Below are 21,624 nucleotides of genomic sequence, written 5' to 3'. Positions count from 1 at the left end.
TATTTCCTTCAGTGAATGTGTGAGGTGACTTAGCCGACGGTTTTGCGTTTGTATTCGCCAAGGCCGTAAGCGGCCAGGACGATGGAAGATGCCAGCACCAGGTAAAAGCCGATGCCGAACGAGAGCCCTTGCCAGACCTGGCCCAGCATTTCGCTGGCCATCTGCTCGGCCATGCGGGCCGCGCGGCTGCCCATGATGCCGCCCATGGCGTTGCCCGCGTCGCTGACGGCGCCCTTGATCTTGAAGAACAGCAAGCTGCTGTGGATGACGATGAACAGCAGCGGCGCGCACTTGCCCAGCGCCGCTTTCGGGTGGCTGCTGGCCATGGTGGCGCAGCAGGCGGCAATGGTCAGCAGGAAGAAGCATTGTGCCGAGGTAAAACCGCCGCCGCCATCGCGGGCAAAGCTTTCCAGGCTGTCCGCGGACAGGCCCAGCAGTTGCCAATACGTGCGTGACACGGAGGCGAACAGGCGGATGCCGATGGTGTTGAAGATGAAGGCGCCGGCGATCAGCACACCCAGGCTGGCCAGCACCTGGATGCCCAGGGCGGACACGGCCTTGCCCCACAGTTGCTGGCCCTTGTCGCGCGCCAGCTTGGCGGCGCCGGCCATGTCTTCCTGCGCCAGTTGCTGGGCGGGAATGGCCGTGACGGTGGCGAGGCCGCCAGCGTCGTCGAAGCGCACGTCGACGACGGCGTTGATGGCGGGCGCCACGTCCGAGCGCCAGTGCGTGGCGACGTCGAAGGCATGTTGAATGCCGGCTACGCTGACGGAACCCTGTCCGCTCGGCTGGTAGGCGAGGATGCGGCCCCGTTGGCCGGTGGTAATGGTTGCTGCCGGGCTGGATGTGTGCATAAGATTTCCCTGGTCACTGTCATGCTGTATTGCATGTACCCACGGATAACGGGGGCAGTTCAGGGAAATCTAAAATTATTTGAAATTATTTTTTGGGCGGCTGCATCAGGTCTTTGGCGGCGCCCTGGTAATCCTTCATCAAGCCCATGAAGGCGTCCTGCAAATGCCGTGCCGCATCCTGCGGCGGCGCGCCCGTGCGCCGCGCCAGGTCGAATTTGTAGGCGTGGGCGGGGCTGTAGCCGGCTTGCGAGGCGGCGTCCAGCAGCACGCCCGCCCGTTTCAGCGACGCCGGGTCGCCCTTGACCATCAGTAATTCCGCCAGATAGGTCTGGGCAATCGGGAAATCCTTGGCGGCCGCGTTTTCCAGCCACTGCATGCCCGCCTTCGGTTGTTTCACACCCGCGTCGCCGCCGCCGATGCCATAGCCGAGGGCCGTCTGCGCCACCAGATCGCCGCCGCGCGCGCGCTTTTCCAGCTGCTGGCGGGGAAACGGGCGGGCCGCGATCTGCATGCGGATTTCATAGTTGATGTCTTGCAGCACATTGCCGGGCCACACTTTGGCGCCCGGCGCGGCCGGCTTTTCCACCGCTGGGGCAGGCGCGCGCATGCCGTTGTTGCCCGATGCCAGCACGCCCGGCGACGGTGGGCTGACGCCCTTGCCGCTGCCCATGTTCAGCACCAGGCGCGCCGACGTTTCGCCGAACGATACGCGTGGTTTTTGCACGTCGTGCGTCATGGCCGCCACCCGGGCCGCCACTTGCGAAAACACATCGCTCATCGGCAGACCCGGGGCGTCGAGCGCGTCGAGCAGGGCGCTGGTATACGGGCTGTTGCGCGAATCGGGCGACCAGAAATCACGCGCCAGGGCGCCCGGTCCCGCCGAATAAGCGATCACCACGCCGCGTGGCGCTTGCGTGTCGGCAAAGCCGTGGCTGGCCGCATTGCCGCCGCCGGGCACCATCACGGCGCCGCCGCGCGTATATTCCTGCCGGCAAGCGTCGAGGATCAGCACGGCGCCGCGCGCGCCCGTGCGCTGCAGATCGCCCGCCAGGCTGGACACGGACACGCCCTGCGCGGCGATGGCCGCGGCGCTGAGCGCATTCATGTTCGCGCCCAGCGGCAACACATAATTGGCTTCGCCCGCCTGCGCGCCGTGGCCCGCGTAAAACACGAGGGCGATATCGGCGCCGCGCGCCAGCGTGGAAAACTCGGCTGACGCCTTTTGCAGCTGCGCCGCATTGATATCCGTGCGCAACAGCACTTCAAAGCCCAGGCGGCGCAGGCGCTCGGCCATGGCGCGCGCATCGTTCACGGGGTTGAGCAACGGCTGCGGATAGGCCGCATTGCCGATCACGAGGGCGATGCGCTTGCCGGGAGCCGCTGGCGCGGCGGCGTGTGCGGCGTTGCTGAGCATTAAAAAGAACAGGCTGAAAAACAGGGGAATCAGGCGTTGCATCAGGGTCTCGGGGATTGTCGTGAAAGTAACAAAAGTTAGCGATTTTTACTGTGATATGAGAAAATTGCTTAAATGCATTTTACCTTACTGACAAGTTTCTCTTGTCTGGCCAGCGCACGGTGCGCATCGCCGCCGGCCAGTGGCGCGTGCCGCCCAACACACGATCGGACCGGCTGTGCAATCGGAACAATTTGAACGCATTCATGACTTCTGGACGCGCCGCCAGCGGCTGACACAAGGCGAACTGGGCGAGTTTTACCAGCGCGTCATCGCCGCGCTGACGCCGTGCCGCCCGCGCGAAGCGGCCTCACTCGGCGATTCGCTGGCCGACTTGCGCCACCAGTTTTTCATTGAGAAAGTCTTGCACGGCGACAGTGACGCCGCGCCCCACCACGTCGGTGCCTTGTACCTGTACTTCAAGCGCTTCATCATCGACCAGCTGCGCAAGCAGCGCGATGATGAAGATGCCTATGCGCAGGAGGGCTGCGACTTGCAGGCGCCCGACGCCTATGCCGCGCCGCTGCGCGACTACCGGCTCACGCCGCAGCAAGTGCGCGAAGCGGCCGACGTGTTCATCGCCACCTTGCCCCGCGATTTGATCTTGTTGCTGCGCCATTGCGGCTGCGGCGGCATGCCCGTCAAGGAACTGGCAGAACAGATCGCTTCCGCGCATTACCACGGCGGAAAATTAGGCCTCGTGCACCGGCAGAAGGGCGATCCCGCCAGCGCGGGACGGCAGATCGTCGAGCCGGCCCACCGCGCCACCTTGCTCGGCAGCTGGGTCTTGACCCTGCTCAAGCTGCGCGTGGGCGATGCGCTGACCGCGCGCGACATGCAGGCGGCGCAAATAGTTTTGGATATCTTGTGCGTGGCCGCGTTATCCCTGCACATGGACCCCGCGTCCACCCAACCGAACCCTGATGAAAGGCCACCGGCATGACTGCATTGACGCCCTCGCTGGCCATCGTTGCCGCGCGCCTGCCGTCGCCCCCGTCTTCCGCCGAATTGCTGGCGTCGGACGTGGCAGGCGAGACCCCCGACTGGCGCGGCATTGCCGTGCCGGAGCACTTGATGGAACGCTTTGCGCGCCGCAGCGACGCGGCGCCGCTAGCCGCGCGGCCCATCGCGGGCGGACAGATCCACCTGCTGGCGCGCTGTCCCGGCTTTGGCGCCGTGCTGCTCGATGCCTGGGACAGCGCGCGGCAGCGCTGGCGCGGCTGGCTGGTCACGCCCGACACCGCGTATGCGGATGCCTGCGGCCTCGTGGTCGAGGAGCGCGACGCGCCCGCCGACCCGCGCGCGGGCCTGGTGTTGTGCGACATGCCCGTGATCCTGGCCGTGACGGACCTGGGCGCCTGCCTGGGCGTGTTCAGCCAGGAGCGCCTGCAGGCGGCGCGTTGGCTGGAAACGCCTGGCCGCGCGAACGGCGCCCCAGCGGCGCCGGGCGTGATCGCCCGTGTGGCCTTGCCTGGCGACGGCTATGCGCTGACGGGCACGCCGCTGTCTAGCGAACTGGGCAAGGATGGCCGCGTGGCGTACCGGCAATTGCTGCGCCAGGGGCTGCAGCAGTTGCAGATCGCCCCGGCCGATGCCGCCGCGCCACAGTTGACGCCAGTCAAGGCGGCCAATGCGAACCGCTGGCTGAAAATTGTCACGGCCGTGGCCGCCAGCATGATGGTGGTGCAATCGGCGTGGCTGTTCCTGCCGAAAGATCAGGCAGTCGTCGGCAATGCGGAATTCCGCAACGGCGGCAGCGGCGTCGAGACGGGCGTGCGCTTCCGCGTGCTGTTCCGCGCCGAGGCGACGGAGGCGGAGATCCGCGCATGGCTGCAGCGCGAGCAGCTGGAAATCGTCGCCGGACCGGACACCCTGGGCGCCTTCACCGTGCTGTCGCGCAACCGCCAGAAAGTCTTGCCGCCACCAGGCCCCGGCAATCCGCTGGCCGTCATCAATCCCTGAATCCTGAAATAAGAGAAAGTTATCGAGCATGACAATGTATAAGAATTTTGCATCCGCGCACTGGCGCAAATTGGCCATGGGTGTGGCCGCCGGCGTCCTGTTGACGGGCTGCGCCATGACGCCGAATGGCCGTGGCGGCGTCATGATGGGCCTCGATACGGCCGAGCTGTTCGGCACGCCGCTGTCCACCTTCCGCTTGCGCGACGGCACGGAAGGCACCTTGCGCAAGGATCCGCAGGGCAAGTATTCGATCAAGCTGTCGCAGGCGTTTCGCGTCGTGCCGCTGGCCAATGCGATGACGGCCCGCGTGGCGCGCGTGGAAAACGTGGGCGAGCGCACCGTGGTGATCGTGGAAACCCAGGAGCGCGGCTGCGCCTACCGCTATGAAGTGCTGGCTTTCCAGGGCACGGACGTGTTGCAGTGGACGGTCGGCAATTGCAAGGACCGTCCCCGCGTGGAGCTGGCGGCCGATGCGAAATCGCTCAATATCGACTTCCCCAACTACAACCGTCTGTCGCGCATGATCTACACGGACAACCGCCTGCTCAACGCCAGCGTGGCCGTGCCGCCCGGCGTCGATACGCGCGCGCAGCCGTTTGCCGATGACGGCTTGCGCGCCACGGGTCCCGTCATGACGACTTTGCCGGCTGGCGACGGCAGCGGGCGCGTGATCCCGGCTCCTCCGGCCCCGGCATCGGCCCCTGCCGCCGCGCCGAAAGCGGGCAGCCGCGCCAGCGCCAAGCCGCGCCGCCAGGAAAGCCAGGCCAAGGCGGCGCCCGCCGCCATCAGCCTGCCTGCAGCGCGCAGCGCGGCGGCTGCCCCTGCCGCGCCGATGATCTTCCAGGCTGAAGAGATCAAGCCCGTCGTCATCGATTTGAGGAAATAAGATGGCCGCGAGCTTGCGCAGTCTGCAAATCCGGCAGACCCTGATCCTGATCGTCCTGACGATTATGTACCTGTGCTTCGAGCTGGGCTTCAATGCCCGTTTGCTCGACGTGGTGGGCGGCGACGTCAAGCCGCACGACGTGGAAGGCGTGGAATTCTATGGCCGCAGCCTGTCGGGCATCGCCGCCGCGCTGGTGGTGCTGCAGCTGATGTGGCGCCGCCGGCTGAAGAACAATGGCAGCGGCCCCGGCTGGAAAAAGATCATCTTCTGCTGCGTCGCCACGGCCGCGGTCGTGTTCGGTATTTTGAAGACCACGGTCACGGTGCTGGTGGAAACGCGCGATGCGCAATTTCGCCGCCTGGCCTTCAACACCACCCTGATGCAGCGCTCGCTGGTGGGCGGCAGCCTGCAATTGCAGGGCCTGGTCGATGATGCCACCTTGTTCGCCAAGCCCGAAGGCAAGGCCTTCCTCGCGCTGTTCCCGTTCCTGGCCGTCTCGGTCGGTCATCTCGACGAGCGCATGGAGCCGGCCAAGGAACAGTTGATCAATTTCAACGTCCGCAAGATCGCCGGCGGCGCGGCCGGTTACTATGAGAAGTACCAGCAGGCGATTGGCGAGGTGCACGATAAGTGGAAATTGTATTCGGGTATCATTCCCGACGACGATGCGGGCTTGCGCCAGCAGCAGGAATCGGCGTGGAACGATTACCGGCAAAGCCTGTCGCGCCACGGCTGGCAGCCGCATTCCGTGCCGGCGCGGCGCAAGGCGGCCGTGGTCAACAATGTGCGCAAGAAAGTGCCCGTGGCGGCCAACTGGCATCCGGCCGATCAATTGAGCTTCCGCGCCGCCGTCAAGCGCCGCTATGCGTCGGAAGCGGCCGGCAAGGGCTTGAATATCAAGGGCGACCGCATTCCGCCGGGCTTGTCCTTCCCCGCCTTCGTGGCGCGTCCCGGCATCCAGGCCGTGCTGCGCGACGGGCCGGACGGCGGCGACGGCAGCGAAGCGAGCAAGGGCTTGCGCCTGCCCAAGGGCGCCGTGGTGCAGGACGCGTATGCGAGCCCGGCCGAATTCAGCCGCTTGTTCGACCAGTTCGCCGCGCGCCAGACGGCGGAAAAGCTGGTGGAGTACCGTGCCAGCCGCAGCGACTTCGAGGTGGGCGGCAAGTACTATGCTGAGGGCAAGGAAGCGGCGCGCGCAGCCATCGTGCCGCCCGTCGCCCTGTTCTTCTCGCTCTTGGGCGCCATCGGCCACTTCTCGAAGCTGCTGTACCTGATCGCCACGGTGGGCTTGCTGGTGCTGGCGGCGCGCCGGGGCGAGCAGGCGGGCGCCGATGGCCAGCTGAGCCGCCGTTCCGCCTGGATCGCCACGGGCGTGCTGGCCGGCGCCTTCCTGGGCACCTGGGGTATGTTTACCCTGTCGGACAACAATGTCACGAAGAGCGAGCTGTTCCGCCAAATGCTGGACTGGAACCGCCAGGCCGACGGCGACAGCACGCGCTGGCAAATCGCCGGCAAGGGCTTGCTGGCCAATATCACGCACGTCGTGGCGGTGGGGCAGGGCTACAGCTACCCCGTCAACGAAGCGATCCGCATCAATATTTTGCAGGGACTCGAATATGGTTATCACCCGAAAGAGAAATAAGGCGGCCGCCCTGGCCTTGCTGCTGTGCATGGCCAGCACGGCCGTGCTGGCCGACTGCCTGGGCATGAAGGTGCATGCCCACCGTGGCGCCGGCAATGCGCCGGAAAACTCGCTGAGCGCGCTGCGCAACACGTATTTCGGCACCTGGGACGGCGTCGAGACGGATTTGCAGCTGCTCGGTGACGGCAGCTGGGTGGTGCACCACGACCTGCTCACGGGCCGGGTCGTCGACACGGGATCGCCCCGCACGGTGAAACAATTGACGGCCGACGACTGGCGCGCCGCCAGCATGAAGAACCGTGGCGTGGCCACGCCGGAAACGCCGCCCTTTGTCAGCGATGTGGCCGACCTGGCCACCGCATTCCCGGCCAAGACCCTGAATGCGGAAATCAAGGATGTCGTGCCGTCGTGCGCGCCGATCGCCACCCTGGTGGGGCAATTGCGCGCGAACATCAAGCACGGCAACTGGTTTTTGACCTCGGGTGTGCCGAACAACCTCGCTTGCGCGCGCCGCGCCGATCCGCAGGGCTACCTGGGTCTGCTCGTGTTTGACGCGCGCAATGCGCAGGCGGCCGGGGCCAACCGGGTCAGCCGCTATATCGCGAGAAACGCCCGCCCGCCCAAGCTGGACAAGCCGTGGCTGCAGCGCGTGCAGCAGCAGATCGGCATGCCCACGGGCGTGCACGTGGATGCGCGCAGCCTGGACGCCAATCCGAATCTGCTGGCCGATGCGGCCAGCCTGAACATGCCCGTCTTCGTGTATGCCGTCGACGGCGACTCGGCCCTGGCCGCCTCGCTGTTGCGCGCCCAGCAGCGCAGCCACCGCTGGCCCAGCGGCGTCATTCTTGACGGCAATCCGGAAACGTTTTGCGCGATGATGAGAAATTGATGGAAGGCGGTGTGGCTAGTTATGGCACTGCTTTCAAAAAAATAGCCAGAGATGTGCTCTGGCTTACTCTTAGTACATCACGGAACATCGAAATTTACAACAAACGTAATAAACTGAAAAAATACTTTTGATTGCTTGATGCGAAATAAGTTACAATTTATGCTATTTCCATGAGGCAATAGAGGTTGGTTCGTGTGGTCGAAATCCAAGATATCTGCAGTTCTGTCATTTCAACTGATTTTTTTCCTGCTTGCGTTCCCAGCCTCTGCCGCTGATATAGCGGTAGCCGGATTTGCATTTTCCGGTGATTCCGCCACGGCCGGCGTGCGTTTTCCATATTCCCATCAAGTATATAGGCGCCTGCGTGCTGAACATTCAGGCCAGAACCTTTCGCGTATTATTCACGATCGGAGTGGCCAGGTGGTCAATCCTGCCTTCAGCCTGTTGCCATCTTCCTCTCTCGTCAATCTCAGAAAAAGTGATCAGGCATTGATTACGGTGCTGGTACTGACCGGTGAAACGGTATTGACGGAAAATTTTGGCAGTTATTACAAAACCTTTGTCAATTTACGTGGCGATGCCCTGATATTTGATTACAAGAGTAAGACCGTGGTGCGCAGCTATCCCGTCAATGCCGCCTTGTTTGATGCCACGTCGAGTGCGCCCGATGCGGCACGTATCAGCGGATTCATCGAACAGTTGTTGTTAAAGGAGGAAGGCAAGGGCCTGGTGACGCAATATCTGGAACGCCTGTCGCACGCGACCTTGCCGACGCCAGGCCAGCGTACGATCCAGATCCGGCGTGCCAAGGTGGCGCCTGAAGCGTTGGCGGCCATGCCTGAGGTACTTCGCACTCAGCCACAACTCATGGAAAGCATGGTGGTCGATGCTTTTGCTTCGGTGCTGTCCGCCAAGGCCGGCATACCGCTATTGCCTACCAAGGCGGGTGATGCTTTGGGACGCATGTCGCTGCGACTCGAGAATGGTGATGATGTCGATCTGAAAGTAGGTGAGGGTGATTATGTTTTTGATATCGCACTGAATAAGTTCGCCAAAATTAAAACGGCGGAAACGGCTGTCGCTATATCGTATGTTTACGGTGCATATGCGCACGTTCAGTTTTCTGAACCGTTGCTCAATTCCGATTTTCTGAATACAGACTTGAAAAATGGCGAAACAGCAATTGTTCCTGTCGGCCGCATCGGCTCCGACGATTTTGCCGCCTATCAGGATGCCTTGCGTGGTTTGTTTTTAAAGCTGACCGCCGCGTTTGAAGGCGGCGACATGAAATGGATACAAACCGCGGCAGGAGCCAAGGATATTGGGAAGCAACTCGAGGCAACTCGGGTAATACTAAAGGCGAGTAAATAGATGAAAAAATTGATGTTGTTTTTCCTGGGTTTGTTTCTGGCAGGCTCTTGCTTTTCCCAGGTTATTCAAATAAAAGGCGCGGCGACGGTGAAGTATGCCGCCGTGTTGACGGATGCCGACAAGGAAATGGCTTATCAAAAGGCGCAAATGGCGGCGATAGAACGCTATTTCGCTGAAAGCGGCGAAGCGGAATCGGAAAACTTTGAAGCGATCCAGGGAAAAATTGAAGCCAATCTGGATAAATTCTTGCTCAGTACTGTAGTCCTGAATGAGCAGGATCAGACCAGCCTGCGTAAATATTCGGTGGCAGTGCGTGCTGAACTCAATGTGGCGAAACTGAGAAATACCCTGAAAGGCGCCAGTGCCACCGGTCGGGTATCGAACGGGGAAAAATCGCAGATGGTATATGTTTTTGTCGGCCGCGAAGTGGCCAGCGTCAAGGCATTTGATGAGCGTGTCGTCAAGCGTGCCGAGTTGACCCTTGACGGCAGCGCGAAAACGACTGGCAGCGTGAATGGCCGCGAAGGCGAATCGCTGAGCGGCGGGGCCATCGCCACCAGTGCCACCGTGCGCCGGAATGAAAACGTTGCCCTCAAGCAGACTATCAAGGTCGAAACGGGCGGCAGCACCGTGCGCAAGGCAGATGAAACCGATTACCGCGTGTTTTCTCTGGCCAACCAGAAGACGGCCGTGACGAGCGTGTTTTCGCAAGCGGGGTACCTGGTCGCCGATCCTGAGTTCGTACTCGGTGACAAGGACATTCCATCCGTGAATAAAGATTTTTCCAAAGGCAATGATTTGGCGCCCGCGACCTTGCGCTCCATCGTTGCCGCCTTGCGCAAGGCGAATGTGCCCTTGCTGGCATTAGCCACCTTTGACGTCAATCCTGCCGCGACCGATGAAGCGACCGGCTTGCAGCGCGTCGTGGTATCGGTCACCGGCCGCGTACTCGATTTGCGTAGCGCATTGCCACGTGAAGTGGCGGCCGTGCCACCGGTACAGTATTTTGGCCTCGGTGCGGACAATGCGACAGCCCAGACCAAGGCCTTGAAGGACGCTTCCGCACTGGCGGCAAAGGAAATTATCAGCCGCTTGAGCGCTGCTGGCGTGTATTGACATACCGGTGCGGGCGGCAGGTCGAACGCCCGCATCTTCCATTTCCTCGACTGTTTCCCATTCTTTTTATAAAAAGGCAAGTCATGAAGCATATCCGTATTTCCGCATTGTTGGGTGCGACCCTGTTGGCAGTTTCGAGCCTGGCATCGGCTCAATTCGGTAGCCTGTCCGGTGCGCTGGGCGGCGGCAAAGGGGTGACAGCCGAGCAGATCGTCAAGAAATATGTCGGCGGCACGCAAAGCGTCATGAAAGCCGATGCGACCATGCTGGCCGCGTTTGGTTTGAAGGAACAGTCGGACAAGGCCGCCCTGGAAGCGCAGAACCTGACCGAAGGCGCCACCAAGGATAGCCTGCAGGGTGCGAGCAAGATGCAAAGCGAAAACAGCAAACTGCTGGAAGAGCAAATGAAGGGCAAGAAAGTAGCCATGGATGATGCGAGCAAGCAGCGCTTCACCGAAGGCTTGATCGATCTGTCGAAAGGCGTGATCCAGTACGTCGGCATGAGCAAGGATGTCGGCAGCTTCAAGCCATCGGTCACCGCCCTGGGCGCATCGGCCAATTCGGCCCTGTTTATCGCGCAAAACCTGCCGTCGTCGATCAAGGCCGTCGGCAGTACTTTGAAAGTGGCGATCGATTTTGCCAAGAACAATAATATTCCGCTGCCAAAGGAAGCCAGCGACGCTACTGCATTGCTGTAATTCAAAAACGGAGCAGGAAAGATAGCAGGGCGACTGGTTCGCCCTTTTTTTTTGGGACAATGGAATTGCCTATGAAGATCACAATGAAATCCGGTATGCCAGCCATACTGCTGAGTATTGCCTTGGGCCTGGCTGCTTGCGGCGAGAAAGCTGCGCAGCCGCCTGTTGCGTCAAGCGCACCTAATCTGACGCAGACACCTGACGTCGGACAGGTCGAACAAGTCACTACGACGGCAACTGGCAGCGGCATTTCGCCCGGTGCCGCGCTCAATGACGCGCTCAAGCTGGCCATCATGCAAGTCAATGGCGCTACGGTGCAAGCCAGTTCAAGCAATGCGAGCATGTTTGAGCAGGTGACGGCAACGCTCGATGTCGATTCGACGGCCGGTTCAGGTAGCGCCAGCATGAAGGCGACCATGCAGGGTCAGGCCTTTGCCGAGCAGATCATCAGTCAATCGAAGGGCGTGGTGTCCTCGTTCAAGGTGGTCGATGTGGCATCGCCGTTTTCCAAGGGCGGTCTGTACAAGGTGGAGATCGAAGCGCGCATTGCCAAGTTCAAGGCGCCAGCCGATAGCGGCAAGATCAAGATCGTCGTGGCGCCGTTGCGCAGCGAGCAAGCCAGCTTCAACATTGGCGGGCGCGCGGTGCCGGCGCAGGACGTGCTCGCGCCAATACGCCAGCAGATCATTGATGCCTTGTCGCAAACGGGCCGCTTTACCGTGCTGGATCGCCAGTTCGAGGGCGAGTTGCAGGATGAATTGAATATGATTACTTCAGGGAATTCCCCGAGTAGCGACCTTGCCAAGCTGGGACAGGCGCTGAGCGCGGATCTGGTGTGGGTCGGCGTGGTCAATGAATTCGCTTACCAGCGTCATGCACGCAAGCTGCAGACCTCGGACCGCGAACTGGTATCCTATGCCGGTGCCTGGTCGGTCTCGCAACGCATGATCAATCTGGCTACGCGGCAGATCCTGCAATCGACCACCCTGCGCGGCGAACCGCCAGCGATTGCCGCCACGACTCTGGGCAGTAACTTCAATGAGAGCCAGACGCTGCAGAACATGCAAACAGCGATCGTCAAACAGGCGACCGAGGCTATCCTGCTGCGCACTTTCCCCATTTCCATCGTCGAGCGCGATGGCGACAACGTTGTGTTGAGCCAGGGCGGCAACGCCGTGGTGGAAAACGGCCGCTATCGTGTGTATCAGCAAGGCAAGGAGATCAAGGATCCGCAGACCGGCCAGTCACTGGGCAATATGGAAAAACTGTGCTGCGAGGTACGTATCGAGCGCGTGACGCCGAAGCTGTCGTATGGCGTCCTGGAAAACGTCAAGATCAAGCTCGACGGCATCGCGGCTGGCGCGCTGCAGGTGCGGGAAGCGGCACCTGCGGAGAAAACCATCGTCAAGCCGGAGCCTGCGGTGGCGCCGGTGAAAGCCGAAGCGAAGCGTAATGCACCTGCGGCTGCCAAAAATGCCGCTGCAGAGGCTGGCGACAAGGACTGGTAAGTCTCCACGGCTCAACGGATCCAGGCAAGTCGCCACGGATCCATGTCGTTGGGTCATGGCTTGGGTACCGAGCGGATATTGTCGGTGCCCATTTCTCCCTGATAAGCCATTTTGCCACGCAACACTGGCCCGCCCAGCCCCGGCAAATGCCTATTGCCGGCGGCTTGCACGGTCCATTTTCCCGCATTGCAGCATCGATAATGTTTGCATCAGGCGGCGTACTGGCCTATAAATGTAATCGATTACATTTATGTGAAAAGCCCCATGCCGCCAGCCGTTCCAGCCTCCTTGCCGCCAGAAACCGTCTCCATCAGCGCTGTCGCCGCGCATGCGGGCGTGTCGGTGGCCACCGTGTCGCGCGTGATGAACGAGCAGGCAGGCGTGCGGGCGCCCACGCGCGCCAAGGTGCTCGCGTCCGTGGCCGCGCTCGGCTACCGCATGAACCACCTGGCACGCAGCCTGCGCACGGCCGAGAGCCGCATGCTGCTGACCATGGTGCCCGACGTGGGAAACCCCTTCTATGCGCAGATCGTGCGCGGTATCGATACGGTGGCGCGCGAACACGGCTACTTTGTATTGCTGTGCGACACGGGCGCCGACGCGGGCCGCGAGCGTTCCTATTTCGACTTGCTGCGCATGCACCGCGCCGACGGCGCCATCTGCCTCGACCCGGACACGGTGCAGCACGCCCTGTCGCATGAATCCGTCAGCCTGCCGTGGGTGGCGTGCTGCGAATTCGACCCCGCCGTGGCCGTGCCCTATGTCGGCATCGACAACCACCGCGCCGCCTCCGACGCCGTCGCGCATCTGCTGGCGCGCGGCCATACGCGCATCGGCCTGATCAACTCGGATGAACGCTATCTGTACGCGCGGCAACGCCAGCAAGGCTATCTGGACACCCTGGCCGCCGCCGGCTTGCCCGTGCAGCCGCAGTGGGTGCACACGGTGCAATGCCTCGACTATGAAGCGGGCACGGCCGCCACGTTGCGCATGATGGCGCAGCCCGATGCACCGACGGCTATCTTTGCCGTCTCCGACACCCTGGCCATCGGCGTCTTGAGCGCGCTGCGCCAGCTGAAAAAACGCGTGCCCGAGGATGTGGCCGTGATCGGCTTCGACGATATCGCCATCGCCGCGCAGATCGACCCGGGTTTGACCACCATCGCGCAGCCGATGCGCGAACTGGGCGAGACGGCGGCGCGACTGTTGCTGCAGCGCTTGGCGGACCCGGCGGCGCAGGTGCCGGGCGTGCTGCTCGACCATCATTTGATTTTGCGAGGGAGTGCATAGTGAGCGTTGCCGTCGGTTTCGAGGGGGTCTGCAAGGATTTCGGGCCCGTGCGCGTCCTGCATGGCGTCAGTTTTACCCTGGTGCCGGGGCGCGTGTATGGCTTGCTGGGCGAAAACGGCGCCGGCAAGTCGACCCTGATGAAAATCCTCGCCGGCTACGAGAGCGTGAGCGAAGGGCAGTTGCTGATCGATGGCCAGCCCCGGCATTTCGCCAGCTCGCGCGCGGCGGAGTCCGCCGGAATCGTGCTGATCCACCAGGAATTCAACCTGGCCGAGCACCTGACGGTGGCGCAAAACATGTTCCTCGGCCACGAGCAGACGCGTGGCTGGCTGCTGGACGAGGCCGCGATGCGCGAGGAAGCGTCGCGCTACCTGAAACAGGTGGGGCTGGACGTGTCGCCGGACAGCAAAATCCGCGACCTCATCGTTGCCGAGAAACAGCTGGTGGAAATCGCCAAGGCCCTGTCGCGCCGCGCCCGCTTTTTGATCATGGATGAGCCGACTGCCACCCTGACGTCGTCGGAAACCCAGCGTTTGTTCGCCGTCATGGCCCAGCTGAAGGCGGACGGCGTGACGATTCTCTACATTTCCCACAAGCTCGACGAAGTGGAACGCAACACGGACGAGGTCATCGTCATGCGCGACGGGCGTTTCGTCACGCGCGAGCCGACGGCCAGCCTCACGCGCCAGCAGATGGCGAACCTGATGGTGGGGCGCGAATTGTCCGACATGTTCCCGGCGAAAGCGGCGCTGGCGAAAGAAGCTCCTGTGTTGCTGAAAGTCGAGGGGCTGACGGTGCCGGGTTGGTCCAGGGACTTGTCCTTCGAGGTGCGCGCCGGCGAAGTGCTGGGCTTTGCTGGCCTGGTGGGCGCGGGGCGCACGGAATCGTTCGAAGCGCTGCTGGGCTTGCGTCCGCGCAGCGCGGGATTGATCCATCTCAACGGCCAGCCGGTGGATATCCGCACGCCAAAGCAGGCCATGCAGCACGGCATGACGTATCTGAGCGAAGACCGCAAGGGAAAAGGCTTGCATGTGAACCTGGGCTTGCGCGAAAACCTCACCATGATGACGATGGAGCGCTATGCGCGGCCGTGGCTCGACGTGGCAGGCGAGAAAGCGGCGCTGGCCAAGGCGGTGCTGGACTTCAATATCCGCACGGGCGACCTGGACAGCCGCGCGCGCATGCTGTCGGGCGGCAACCAGCAAAAGCTGGCGCTGGCGAAATACCTGCATTCGGACCCGCGCGTCGTCGTGCTCGATGAACCGAGCCGCGGCGTGGACGTGGGCGCCAAGCGCGACATTTACTTTTTGATCCACCGCTTGGCCGCCGAAGGGCGCGCCGTGATCGTGATTTCATCCGAATTGATCGAATTGATCGGCCTGTGCCACCGGGTCGCCGTGATGCGCGCCGGCACCTTGCAAGCCACCCTGTCTGCTGACCACCTGACCGAAGAGGAGTTGATTGCCCATGCAACCGGCACGCACTGACACCACTGTCTCCACCGGCGCCCCGGGCGCCAGCATCGCCAGACTGGGCGCGCGCATCAAGGGCTTTGGCCCCGTGCTGGGCCTGTTATCTCTGTGCATCGCGGGCACCTTGCTCAATGGCGACTTCGCCACCGTGGACAACCTGATGAACGTGCTCACGCGCACGGCTTTTATTGGCATCATCGCCGTCGGCATGACCTTCGTCATTATTTCCGGCGGCATCGATCTGTCCGTCGGCTCCATGGCGGCCCTGATCGCCGGCTGCATGATTTATTTCATGAATGCGCTGGCGCAAGGCGCGGGCGGCGAGCTGGCGCCGATCACCATGCTGGTGCTGGGCATCGCCATGGCCTTGATCCTGGGCGCCGGATTCGGCCTGATGCACGGCTTACTGATCAGCAAGGGCAACATCGAACCCTTCATCGTTACCCTGGGCACCCTGGGCATCTTCCGCGCCGTGCTCACTTACCTGGCCGACGGCGGCGCGCTGACCCTGGATGCCACCCTGTCCGAGCTGTACAGCCCCGTGTACTACACGAGCGTACTGGGCGCGCCGATCCCGATCTGGATCTTTCTGTTCGTCGCGGCGGCCGGCGCCATCATCCTCAACCGCACGACGTTCGGCCGCCACGTGCAGGCGATTGGTTCCAACGAGCAAGTGGCGCGCTATGCGGCCATCAACGTCGACAGAGTCAAGATCGCCACCTATATGCTGCTGGGCGTGTGCGTGGGCATCGCCACGGTGCTGTACGTGCCGCGCCTGGGCTCGGCCACGCCGACCACGGGCTTGCTGTGGGAACTCGAAGCCATCGCCGCCGTCGTCGTGGGCGGCACGGCCCTGAAGGGGGGAGAAGGGCGCATCGTCGGCACCGTGATCGGCGCCATTCTCTTGTCTGTGATCAGCAATATCCTGAATTTGACCAGCATCATCAGTGTCTACCTGAATGCCGCAGTGCAAGGCGTGGTGATCATCGCCGTCGCCTTCCTGCAGCGAGGCCGCAAATAAAAACACAGCGGCGTTCTGAAAGGGCGGCCACCGGGCGCCCACAACCTTGGAGGAGAGCAGCATGAAGAGCTTTAGACGGGTAGCAGGGGTAGCAGGGATGGCAGTGCTGGTGATGCAGGCGTGGGCGCTGCCGATGGGGCAGGCGCAGGCGGCAGAGAAATTGGTGGTCGGCGTGGCCATCCCCACGGCCACGCACAGTTTTACCTCGGGCATCGTGTGGTGGGCCAACCAGGCCAAGGCGGAGCTGGAAAAAGCCCATCCAGGGCTGAAAATCATCGTCAAGACGGCCGCCACGGCGCCCGAGCAGGCGAACCAGTTACAGGATATGTTGACGGTGAACAAGATCAACACCCTAGTGATCTTCCCCATCGAATCGGCCTCGCTGACGCAACCCGTGGCGCAAGTGAAAAACAAGGGCGTGTACGTGACCGTGGTGGACCGTGGCTTGACGAACACGCAATCGCAGGATGCCTACATCGCGGGCGACAACACGGCCTTCGGCAAGCTGCCGGCCGAATACCTGGCGAAGAGTTTGAATGGCAAGGGCAATATCGTCGTGCTGCGCGGCATGCCGACCACCTTGGACAACGAGCGCTACGATGCGTTTTCTGCCGTCATGAAAGGCCATCCCGAGATCAAGGTGCTCGACGCCAAGTACGGCAACTGGAACCGCGACGACGCCTTCAAGGTCATGCAGGATTACCTGACCCGCTTCAAGCACATCGACGCCGTCTGGGCCGCCGATGACGACATGGCCATCGGCGTGCAGAAGGCCATCGCGCAAGCCAAGCGCACGGACATCAAGCAAGTGTTCGGCGGCGCGGGCGCGAAGGGCGCCGTGAAGAAGATCATGGACGGCTCCGACCCGCTGATCGTCGCCGACGTGTCCTACTCGCCCAAGTTCATGTACGACGCCATCAAGCTGACGACGGAAGCGCGCCTGAAAGGTGATAAATTGCCGGCCAACACCATCATCCCATCGGTGCTGATCACGCGCGAGAACGCCAAGCAGTTTTACTTTCCGAACTCGCCTTTTTGATTTAAGTCATAACCCGAAGGGCAAGAATCCGGGGTCGGACCCTGAGGGTCCGACCCCAGCACTTTGCCTCAAGGGTTAATTTTTACAGGATACCCATGAAAACCATCCAGGGCCCGGCCATCTTCCTGGCCCAGTTTCTCGGCGACGCGCCGCCGTTCGACTCGCTCGAGCACCTGGCGCAATGGGCGGCCGGCCTGGGTTACAAGGGCTTGCAGCTGCCCACGGCGCCGCGCCTGTTCGACCTGGAGCAGGCGGCTGCCAGCCAGCAGTATTGCGACGACGTGAAAGCCCTGCTGGCGCGCCACGGCTTGCAGGTGACGGAATTGTCGACGCACTTGCAGGGCCAGCTGATCGCCGTGCATCCCGCCTACGATGCGCTGTTCGACGGCTTCGCGCCCGAGCACGTGCGCGGCGATCCCGCTGCCCGCACGGCCTGGGCCACGCAGCAGCTGCTGTGGGCCGCCACCGCCTCGCAGCGCCTGGGTCTCACGGCGCACGTGACGTTTTCCGGCGCGCTGGCCTGGCCCTATCTGTACCCGTGGCCGCAGCGCCCGGCGGGCCTGGTGGAAACGGCGTTCGCGGAACTGGCCAAACGCTGGCTGCCCATCCTCGACGCGTTCGACGCGGCCGGCGTGGACGTCTGCTATGAATTGCACCCGGGCGAGGATTTGCACGACGGCGTGACCTTCGAGCGTTTCCTGGCCGCCGTCGACGACCACCCGCGCGCCTCGATTCTGTACGACCCCAGCCACTTCGTGCTGCAGCAGCTCGACTATCTTGCCTTCATCGACATCTATCATGCGCGCATCAAGGCCTTCCACGTCAAGGACGCGGAATTCCGGCCGAACGGGCGCCAGGGCGTGTATGGCGGCTATGGCGACTGGCAGGACCGGGCCGGGCGCTTCCGCTCGCTGGGCGACGGGCAGATCGATTTCAAGGCGATCTTTTCCAAGATGGCGCAGTACGACTTCCCCGGCTGGGCCGTGCTGGAATGGGAATGCTGTCTGAAACACCCGGAGGACGGGGCGGCCGAAGGAGCGCGCTTCATCCGCGAGCACATCATCCACGTGGCGCAGCACGCGTTCGACGATTTCGCGGGCAGCGCGGTGGACCAGGATCAAATTCATCACTTGCTAGGCTTGAATTAAGGAGACAACATGCAGCGACGGATACGACTGGGCATGGTAGGGGGCGGACAGGGCGCGTTCATCGGCGCCGTGCACCGCATCGCGGCGCGCATCGACGACCAGTACGAACTGGTGGCGGGCGCCCTGTCATCCGACCCGCAGCGTGCGCGCGACAGCGGCGCCGCGCTGCACCTGGCGCCGGACCGCTGCTACAGCGATTACCGCGCCATGGCCCAGGCGGAGGCCGCGCGCGCTGACGGCATCGAGGCCGTGGCCATCGTCACGCCGAATCACTTGCACGCGCCCGTCGCCACGGCGTTCATGGAAGCGGGCATCCACGTGATCTGCGACAAACCGCTGGGAATATCTCTGGCGGAGGGACAGGCGCTGGCGGCGCTGGCGCAGCGCAAGAATCTGCTGTTTGCGCTCACGCATACCTACAGCGGCTACCCGCTGCTGCGCCACGCGAAAGCCATGGTCGAGGCGGGCGAGATCGGCGAGCTGCGCCTCGTGCAGGTGGAATACTCGCAGGATTGGCTGGCCGACGCCATCGCGGCTGGCGGCATGAACGAGTGCAACTGGCACAACGACCCGCAGAAGGCGGGGCCCGGCGGCACCCTGCTCGACGTGGGCTTGCACGCCTACCACCTGGCGCAGTTCGTCAGCGGCCTCACGCCGCAATCCGTGCTGGCGGAGCTGTCGACTTTCGTTCCACATCGCACCCTGGACGACCACGTGCAGGTGATGCTGCGCTACGCCAACGGAGCCAAGGGCACCTTGTGGGCCAGCCAGGTGGCGACGGGGTGTGAAAACACGGTGCGCTTGCGCCTGTTCGGCAGCAAGGCGCAGCTGGACTTCGATCAGGAACAACCGAATGCACTGTGGTGTACGCCGCAGGGCGGCAACCGCCAGCTGCTGCGCCCGGGACGGGTCGACAGCGCCGCCGCGCGCCACGCCACGCGCGTGCCGGCCGGCCATCCAGAGGGTTATCTGGAAGCGTTCGCCCAGCTGTACCTGGATGCGGCCTTGCATATCCGGGCCCTGCAAGCGGGGACGCCGATACCGGAAGCGGCGCGCTGGCTGCCGACTGTTACCGATGGCGTGGCGGGCCTGGCCTTTGCCGAGGCCGTGCTGCGCAGCCATGCGCAGGGCGCTAGCTGGACCACCCTGGCGGACTGTTAAACTGGGCGCATGAGCGCGCCCCTTACCATTCCCACCTTTACCGTCACCATCGTCCCGCAAGGCTGGCAATTCCCGGCCGACGCGGGCACGACGCTGCTGGCCGCCGCCGAGCTGGCCGGCATCCGCCTGCTCAGTTCCTGCCGCAACGGCACTTGCCGCACGTGCATCTGTCACATGCCCGAAGGAAAGATCCGCTACACGGTGGACTGGCCCGGCATCAGCCCCGATGAACGGCTCGATGGCTACATCCTGCCCTGCGTGGCCGTGGCCGAAAGCGACCTTACCGTGCAGGCGCGGGCCGTGCGCAAGTAAAGCATTGCTGTGAGTATCTGTTAGATTTTAACAATGTTTCTCATGCTATAACATTCAGTCCAGGTTTCCAGCACACCTCCATTGGGGAGGAAATGAAACCTCAACATGGATCTTGAATGAATCACTTCTTCAGAGCGCGGCTGCGGGCCGTTGCATGGCCGTTGGCCGCGCTGGGTGTCTTGTCCGTATCCGCTTGCGGCGGTACGGGAGAAAAGCCGGAACAGGCGATGACCTTGTCGCAAGTCAATCTCAATTGCACGCAGCAGCCTGGCGAAACCTGCGACAAGGTGCAGGCGACCGTCATGCTGTATTCCAATGTGGTGGATCAGCGTCCCCTGTGGGAGGAAACGCCGGCGGCAGGCGGCCGCAAGGTATTCCAACGGGCGAAACCCATCAAGCAGGCCGACGGGTCATGGCTGATGGATTTTGCCGTCATGCCTGGCCTGGCGGAAGGCACGTACACGGGCAGCGTCGATTTTTCCGTCTTCGTCAATCCTTTTCCCGGCACGCCGAATTACCAGCCCCGCACGGCCAGCTACAGCATCACGGTCGTCGGCCTGAAGGGAAACCTGTCGCCGCTGCGCGAGTTGTCCGGCGGGGACTGGGAAGGCAGCAACGGCAATGCGGCGCATACGGGTTTTGTGCCGGTGACGCTCGATACCGCCAAATTTACACGCCGCTGGTCGTGGAAGGGCGCCGACGGCATTTCCGGCAGCAGGCTCAGTCCACTGGTCACGGCGAATGGCCTCGTGTATTTCAATGAAGAAGTTTCGGTGGCAGATGCCGGTGAGAAATTCAAATACATCTACACCTACAAGCTGTCGGCCCTGTCGGAAACGGACGGTGCGGCCGCGTGGCAAACGGAGCTGAAACTGCCCGGCACGCTGGGGGCGCCAGGCGTGTCCGGGAATCGCCTGGTGATGGCGGGAATCAGCGATGCCCATACCTTCGACGCCTTGACCGGCGCCAGGCTGGCAACGGTCAAGCAGCCCAATACCATGGGACAGATGATTTCCACGTCGCCACTGACGGCGCCGACCTTGTTCGCAGGGAACGCATATCTCGGTGGAAACAATGATGTGATCAGCCTGGATGCCACGACGGGCCAGAACCGCTGGTCCAGCAGCCTCGATTTGCCCAAACTGGGCAATGTCGATGAATGGACGCCGGCCGTCAATGCGGGCACGGTCTACAGCCATGCGGCCGGCACCTTGACGGCCTTCAATATCGGCGATGGTACGCGGCGTTTCAGCGTGGCCGTGCCAGGCCAGGTGCTTGGCGGCTTGAACAAGAGCGCCTTGCGCCAGGCCCCCGTGCTGGTCGATGACAATACCGTGCTGCTGCTGAACCAGCGGCCGTATCCGGGCAAGTCGGCCGACAACAGCCTGACCCTGGTCGATACGGCCAGCCGCGCCGTGCGCTGGACGGCCAACGGGCGCTTCACCACGCAGCCGGTGGTGGCGCGCGGCGTGATTTATGTGGGCAACGATAGCGGCCGGGTGCTCGAGGCGCGCAACGTCAGCGATGGCGCCGTGTTATGGACCTGGCCGCTGGCCAGCGTGGGCGAGGAAGCGTTCGGTGGTGACTTGATCGTGACCAATAACCTGCTGTTCGTCGCAGGCGAGAAGCACACGTATGCGCTCAATCTGTCCAGCCGCCAGCTGGCATGGACGTATCGCCTGGGCGGCACCCTGGCGCTGTCGCGCAATGGCGTACTGTATATCCGTTCTACACCTGGCGCCGATGCGGGCATCGTCAATTATCTGACGGCGATCAACCTGCAGTAGCCAGTCGCCGCCATG

General features: G+C 62.8%; 19 protein-coding genes. 17 read left to right on the top strand and 2 right to left on the bottom strand.

Features of this window, described 5'->3' with window-relative positions:
- Nucleotides 1-29: 29 nt before the first annotated feature.
- Together ACQ4W4_RS15785 and ACQ4W4_RS15780 are read right to left on the bottom strand one after the other, a co-directional pair.
- Nucleotides 30-854: a hypothetical protein gene (locus ACQ4W4_RS15785; RefSeq protein WP_436542800.1), complete on the bottom strand. Its 825-nt coding sequence runs from the start codon at nucleotides 852-854 to the stop codon at nucleotides 30-32.
- 85 nt (nucleotides 855-939) lie between these two features.
- Nucleotides 940-2,310 (bottom strand): caspase family protein, encoded by a 1,371-nt coding sequence (locus ACQ4W4_RS15780; RefSeq protein WP_436542799.1) that lies wholly within the window; start codon nucleotides 2,308-2,310, stop codon nucleotides 940-942.
- A gap of 175 nt (nucleotides 2,311-2,485) precedes the next feature.
- Here ACQ4W4_RS15780 and ACQ4W4_RS15775 point away from each other — a divergent pair, with 175 nt between their 5' ends.
- The 17 genes from ACQ4W4_RS15775 (at nucleotide 2,486) to ACQ4W4_RS15695 (ending at nucleotide 21,609) form a co-directional block, all read left to right on the top strand.
- On the top strand, nucleotides 2,486-3,250 hold the full coding sequence (locus tag ACQ4W4_RS15775) for a hypothetical protein (protein ID WP_436542798.1): 765 nt from the start codon (nucleotides 2,486-2,488) through the stop codon (nucleotides 3,248-3,250).
- Nucleotides 3,247-4,269 (top strand): hypothetical protein, encoded by a 1,023-nt coding sequence (locus tag ACQ4W4_RS15770; RefSeq protein WP_436542797.1) that lies wholly within the window; start codon nucleotides 3,247-3,249, stop codon nucleotides 4,267-4,269. The genes ACQ4W4_RS15775 and ACQ4W4_RS15770 overlap by 4 nt, the downstream gene beginning before the upstream one ends.
- Nucleotides 4,270-4,345: 76 nt before the next feature.
- Nucleotides 4,346-5,155 carry a hypothetical protein gene (locus tag ACQ4W4_RS15765; protein ID WP_436542796.1) on the top strand — a complete coding sequence of 270 codons (810 nt, stop codon included), beginning with the start codon at nucleotides 4,346-4,348 and terminating at the stop codon, nucleotides 5,153-5,155.
- Between the two features lies 1 nt (nucleotide 5,156).
- On the top strand, nucleotides 5,157-6,797 hold the full coding sequence (locus ACQ4W4_RS15760) for a hypothetical protein (RefSeq protein WP_436542795.1): 1,641 nt from the start codon (nucleotides 5,157-5,159) through the stop codon (nucleotides 6,795-6,797).
- Nucleotides 6,772-7,686 (top strand): glycerophosphodiester phosphodiesterase, encoded by a 915-nt coding sequence (locus ACQ4W4_RS15755; RefSeq protein WP_436542794.1) that lies wholly within the window; start codon nucleotides 6,772-6,774, stop codon nucleotides 7,684-7,686. The genes ACQ4W4_RS15760 and ACQ4W4_RS15755 overlap by 26 nt, the downstream gene beginning before the upstream one ends.
- 192 nt (nucleotides 7,687-7,878) lie before the next feature.
- Nucleotides 7,879-9,057, top strand: coding sequence for a hypothetical protein (locus ACQ4W4_RS15750; protein ID WP_436542793.1), 1,179 nt, complete (start codon nucleotides 7,879-7,881; stop codon nucleotides 9,055-9,057).
- Complete coding sequence (locus tag ACQ4W4_RS15745; protein ID WP_436542792.1) at nucleotides 9,058-10,173, top strand: hypothetical protein; 1,116 nt, start codon at nucleotides 9,058-9,060, stop codon at nucleotides 10,171-10,173. It begins immediately after the preceding gene.
- 83 nt (nucleotides 10,174-10,256) lie between these two features.
- The gene (locus tag ACQ4W4_RS15740) at nucleotides 10,257-10,871 is read left to right on the top strand and encodes a hypothetical protein (RefSeq protein WP_436542791.1); all 615 of its coding nucleotides are present in this window, start codon (nucleotides 10,257-10,259) and stop codon (nucleotides 10,869-10,871) included.
- 95 nt (nucleotides 10,872-10,966) lie between these two features.
- Nucleotides 10,967-12,379, top strand: coding sequence for a CsgG/HfaB family protein (locus ACQ4W4_RS15735; protein ID WP_436542790.1), 1,413 nt, complete (start codon nucleotides 10,967-10,969; stop codon nucleotides 12,377-12,379).
- A 264-nt stretch (nucleotides 12,380-12,643) separates the two neighbouring features.
- On the top strand, nucleotides 12,644-13,669 hold the full coding sequence (locus tag ACQ4W4_RS15730) for a LacI family DNA-binding transcriptional regulator (RefSeq protein ID WP_436542789.1): 1,026 nt from the start codon (nucleotides 12,644-12,646) through the stop codon (nucleotides 13,667-13,669).
- Nucleotides 13,669-15,156 (top strand): sugar ABC transporter ATP-binding protein, encoded by a 1,488-nt coding sequence (locus tag ACQ4W4_RS15725; protein ID WP_436542788.1) that lies wholly within the window; start codon nucleotides 13,669-13,671, stop codon nucleotides 15,154-15,156. The genes ACQ4W4_RS15730 and ACQ4W4_RS15725 overlap by 1 nt, the downstream gene beginning before the upstream one ends.
- Complete coding sequence (locus ACQ4W4_RS15720) at nucleotides 15,137-16,162, top strand: ABC transporter permease (RefSeq protein ID WP_436542787.1); 1,026 nt, start codon at nucleotides 15,137-15,139, stop codon at nucleotides 16,160-16,162. The genes ACQ4W4_RS15725 and ACQ4W4_RS15720 overlap by 20 nt, the downstream gene beginning before the upstream one ends.
- Before the next feature lie 97 nt (nucleotides 16,163-16,259).
- Nucleotides 16,260-17,201 (top strand): substrate-binding domain-containing protein, encoded by a 942-nt coding sequence (locus tag ACQ4W4_RS15715; RefSeq protein ID WP_436543008.1) that lies wholly within the window; start codon nucleotides 16,260-16,262, stop codon nucleotides 17,199-17,201.
- A gap of 95 nt (nucleotides 17,202-17,296) precedes the next feature.
- A complete protein-coding gene (locus ACQ4W4_RS15710; protein WP_436542786.1) occupies nucleotides 17,297-18,349 on the top strand; it encodes a sugar phosphate isomerase/epimerase family protein in 1,053 nt (350 codons plus the stop codon).
- A gap of 9 nt (nucleotides 18,350-18,358) precedes the next feature.
- Nucleotides 18,359-19,510 (top strand): Gfo/Idh/MocA family protein, encoded by a 1,152-nt coding sequence (locus tag ACQ4W4_RS15705; protein WP_436542785.1) that lies wholly within the window; start codon nucleotides 18,359-18,361, stop codon nucleotides 19,508-19,510.
- Between the two features lie 9 nt (nucleotides 19,511-19,519).
- Entirely contained in the window at nucleotides 19,520-19,822 is a 303-nt protein-coding gene (locus ACQ4W4_RS15700) for a 2Fe-2S iron-sulfur cluster-binding protein (protein WP_436497964.1), read from the top strand.
- Between the two features lie 116 nt (nucleotides 19,823-19,938).
- Entirely contained in the window at nucleotides 19,939-21,609 is a 1,671-nt protein-coding gene (locus ACQ4W4_RS15695; protein WP_436542784.1) for an outer membrane protein assembly factor BamB family protein, read from the top strand.
- Nucleotides 21,610-21,624: the final 15 nt, after the last annotated feature.

The sequence above is a fragment of the Janthinobacterium glycogeni genome (genome assembly GCF_051380725.1).
GTDB lineage: Bacteria > Pseudomonadota > Gammaproteobacteria > Burkholderiales > Burkholderiaceae_D > Janthinobacterium.
This window is presented reverse-complemented; position numbering and strand designations above follow the sequence as displayed.